The 4293-nt window shown below is 70.2% G+C and carries 3 protein-coding genes and 1 pseudogene; all 4 read left to right on the forward strand.

The window, feature by feature from the left end:
• Positions 1 to 1113: DUF1800 domain-containing protein (locus FUT87_RS02725; protein WP_147240001.1), on the forward strand; the 1113-nt coding region annotated here is incomplete at its 5' end.
• A 7-nt stretch (positions 1114 to 1120) separates the two neighbouring features.
• On the forward strand, positions 1121 to 2440 hold the full coding sequence (locus tag FUT87_RS02730) for a DUF1501 domain-containing protein (protein WP_147240002.1): 1320 nt from the start codon (positions 1121 to 1123) through the stop codon (positions 2438 to 2440).
• A gap of 185 nt (positions 2441 to 2625) precedes the next feature.
• Complete coding sequence (locus FUT87_RS02735) at positions 2626 to 4026, forward strand: lyase family protein (protein WP_147240003.1); 1401 nt, start codon at positions 2626 to 2628, stop codon at positions 4024 to 4026.
• Between the two features lie 22 nt (positions 4027 to 4048).
• A pseudogene (locus FUT87_RS02740) lies at positions 4049 to 4293 on the forward strand (hypothetical protein); the annotation flags it as partial.

Raw genomic sequence — 4293 nt, forward strand, 5'->3', positions numbered from 1 at the left:
CGCCAGCTGCTGCGCGAGCTGTACTCGGAACAGCAGCTGCTCGAGCAGATGACGTGGTTCTGGTTCAACCACTTCAACGTCCACCAGGGCAAGCGCGACATCCGCCTGCTGCTCTCGGACTACCAGGACCGCGCCTTGCGCCCGCACGCGCTGGGCTCCTTCCGCCACATGCTTGGCGCGGTGGCGCGTCACCCGGCGATGCTGCGCTACCTGGACAACGACCAGAACGCCGTCCGCGCGATCAACGAGAACTACGCGCGCGAGCTGCTGGAGCTGCACACGATGGGCGTCGACGGCGGCTACAGCCAGCGCGACGTGCAGGAGCTGGCGCGGGTGCTGACCGGCTTCGGCGTGCGCGTCGATCCCGACCCGCCGAAGATCGCGCCCCGATTCGAGCCGCTGTACCGCCGCGACGGCCTGTTCGAGTTCCACCCGGCCCGGCACGACTTCAGCGACAAGCAGCTGCTCGGCCGCACGATCCGCGGCCGCGGCGCCGACGAACTCGACGAGGTGCTGGACCTGCTGGTCGCGCAGCCGGCGACGGCGCGCTTCGTGTCCCGCAAGCTGGCGGTGTATTTCCTGAGCGACCAGCCGCCGCCGGCCGTCGTCGACGCCATGGCCACCGCCTTCCAACGCACGAAAGGCGACATCCCATCCACGCTGCGGCCGATGCTGCGCTCCCCGGCATTCCTCGCGGCCGAGGCGCCCAAGTTCAAGGATCCCCACCGTTACCTGCTCTCGAGCCTGCGGGCCGGTTTCGAGCAGCGCGAGCTGCAGAACGCGCAGCCGCTGCAGAACTGGCTGCGACGGCTGGGCCAGGGCCTCTACGACAAGCAGACGCCGGACGGTTACCCGCTGACGTCCGAGGCCTGGAACAGTCCGGGGCAGATGACGCTGCGCTTCGAGATCGCGCGCCAGATCGGCGGCGGCGCGGCCGCGCTGTACCGCCCCGAGGGCACGACCGGCCCGGTGCCCCTGCCCGATCTGAAGGTGCTGCGCGCACGCGTCGAGCCCACGCTGGCGATGTCGACGCGTGACGCGCTCGCCCAGACGACCTCCCCGCAGCAGTGGCTGACCCTCTGGTTATCCAGCCCCGATTTCATGTATCTCTGAGCCCACCATGCACCGCCGCCATCTCCTGCACGCCCTCGCCGCCGCGCCGCTCACCCTCACCTCCGCGCGCCTTTTCGCGACCCCGCCGACCGCTGCCCTGGAGAAGACGGGGACGCCGGAGCCCCTCCGAGCGATTGCCGAGCGTGCGGAGGCGCTTGAGCGAGGAGGGGCTCTGGCGTCCCCGTCTTCGGGCGCAGTCCAGCGCCCGCGATTCCTGCTGGTCTTCCTCCGCGGCGGTTACGACGCGACCCACCTGCTGGTCCCCACGACCAGCAGCTTCTATTACGAGCAACGCCCTCGCATCGCCATCGCGCGCCCGTCGCCGACCGACCCCGCTGCCGCGCTGGCGCTGGACGCCGACTGGGGCCTGCACCCGGCCTTGAGAAGCAGCCTCTACCCGCTGGCGCAATCGGGCCAGCTCCGTTTCATCCCTTTCGCCGGTACCGAGGACCTGTCGCGCAGCCATTTCGAGACGCAGGACAGCATCGAGCTGGGCCAGCCGCTTGGTGGTTCGCGCGACTACAACTCGGGTTTCCTGAACCGCCTGGCGGCCGAGCTCGATGCGCAGCAGGCACTGTCGTTCACGGACCAGTTGCCGATTGCGTTCCGCGGTCCGGTGAGGATCGCCAATGCTGGCTTGCGGGAGACGGCGCGCCCGGCGGTCGACGCCAGGAGCCGCGCGCTGATCGCGAGCATGTACCGGGGCCAGGCGCTCGGCGGGGCGGTGGAGGAAGGTCTGGCGCTGCGCGAGGAACTTGCGCGCGACCTCTCGCCCGACAAGATGAAGGCGATGACCGACGCGGCCGGCCGCAACGCGATCCCGGCCAAGGGCTTCGAGCTGGAGGCACGTCGCATCGCCACGCTGATGCGGGGCCGCTTCAGCCTGGGCTTCATCGATGTCGGCGGCTGGGACACGCACGTCAACCAGGGCGGCGCGACCGGCCAGCTGGCCAACCGCTTCGAGGAACTCGGCCGCGGGCTGGCGGCGATCGCGGATGAACTCGGTCCGGACCTCTGGCGCCAGACCACGGTGATGGTGATCAGCGAATTCGGCCGCACCTTCCGCGAGAACGGCAACCGCGGCACCGACCACGGCCACGGCAGCGTCTACTGGCTGCTGGGCGGGGGGTTGGCGAGCGGCGGCCCCGTGGCCGGCGAGCAGGTCGCGCTGAGCGCCAGGACCTTGTTCCAGAACCGCGACTATCCGGTGCTCAACGATTACCGCGCGGTGCTGGGCGGGCTCTGGCAACGCCAGTTCGGCCTGTCGCCCGCGGCCCTCACGCGCGTATTCCCCGGCGTCCGTCCCAAGGACCTTCACCTGATCTGATTGCCGGGTCGCGCAAAGCCCCCAGCCGGCGCAAGCGCTTGCAGTGACCGCCTTGCAGATGAGAGAAGTTCTCATCTAGCATCCCTGCACCAACGAAAAGACTCCGGCGGGATCCGACGTCGCGACACAGGCACCTGCCTTGCTGGAGCCTCTTCCGTTGAATGACCCGGAACGAAGGATCCCCGATGACCAAGGCCACCCGCATCGAACGCGACTCCATGGGCGAGGTCGCCGTACCGGTCGACGCGCTCTACGGCGCCCAGACACAGCGCGCGGTCGAGAACTTCGCCATCAGCCGCCAGCCCATGCCCGAGCGCTTCGTGCGCGCACTGGTGCTGCAGAAGGCCGCCGCGGCGCGCGCCAACATCGCGCTCGAGCAGTTGCCGGCCGACATCGGCCAGGCCATCGACCGCGCCGCGACGCAGCTGCTGCAGGACCCGGCGCTGATGAACCACTTCCCGGTGGAGGTCTTCCAGACCGGTTCAGGCACCAGCTCGAACATGAATGCCAACGAGGTGATCGCCACGCTGGCCACGCGGCTCATCGGCACCGGCGCGGACAACCCGACGACGGTCAGCCCCAACGACCACGTCAACGCCGGCCAGAGCAGCAACGACTCCATCCCCACCGTGCTGCACATCAGCGCGGCCCAGGCCCTGCACGGCGAGCTGCTGCCGGCGCTGGACCTGCTGGCGCAGACGCTGCAGGACAAGATCAAGAGCGACGGCCATCACGTCAAGACCGGCCGCACCCACCTGATGGACGCGATGCCGCTGCGACTGGGTCAGGAACTCGGCGGCTGGTGCGCGCAGATCGACGCCAGGCGCACCCAGCTGCGCGCGCTGCTGCCGTCGGTCTGCGAGCTGGCGCAGGGCGGCACCGCGGTGGGCACCGGCATCAACGCGCATCCCGACTTCGCGCAGCGCTTCTGCGAGGAACTGTCCACCCTGACCGGCCTGGTCTTCCGGCCCGCGCCGGACTTCTTCGCCGCGCTCTCGGCGCAGGACACGGCGGTGGCGCTGTCGGGCGCGCTCAAGGGGCTGGCGGTGACGCTGATGAAGATCGCCAACGACCTGCGCTGGATGAACTCGGGCCCGCTCGCCGGCCTGGCGGAGATCGAGCTGCACGCGCTGCAGCCGGGCTCGTCGATCATGCCGGGCAAGGTCAATCCGGTGATCCCGGAGGCGGTGACCATGGTGTGCGCGCAGGTCATCGGCCACGACGCGGCGATCACCGTGGCCGGCCAGTCGGGCAACTTCCAGCTCAACGTGATGCTGCCGCTGATCGCGACCAACCTGCTGGACAGCCTGGCGCTGCTGGCGGCCGCGTCACGGGCGCTGGCCGAGCAGGCGATCCGCGACTTCAAGGTCAACACCGCCGGGCTGCAGCATGCGCTGGCCCGCAATCCCATCCTGGTCACCGCGCTCAACCGCGAGATCGGCTACCTGAAGGCCGCGGCGATCGCCAAGCGCGCCTACGCGGAGCAGCGGCCCATCGTCGACGTCGCGGAGGAGATGACCGAGTTCGACCGCGCCACGCTGCTGCAGATGCTGGACCCGGCCAAGCTCACCGATGGCGGACTCTGAGGCCGACACCCCAAGGACACCGATGGCCCACGACCCGACCCACGCCCACGAGGCCGCCGTCGATCCGGCGCAGGCGCTCGCGGCGATCGACCCGGCATTGGCGCGACGCCACCGGATGCGCCAGTGGCTGGGCTTCGCGATCCTGCTGATCGGCGCGGCGCTGCTGCTGCACCAGGGCTGGCGCTGGATCAAGCCGGCCGGCGCCATCGGCCAGGGCTCGGTGATCGCGATGGCGCTGCAGGCGGGCCTGCTCGCCGCGGCGGCCAC

This window comes from Mitsuaria sp. TWR114, from assembly GCF_007997345.1.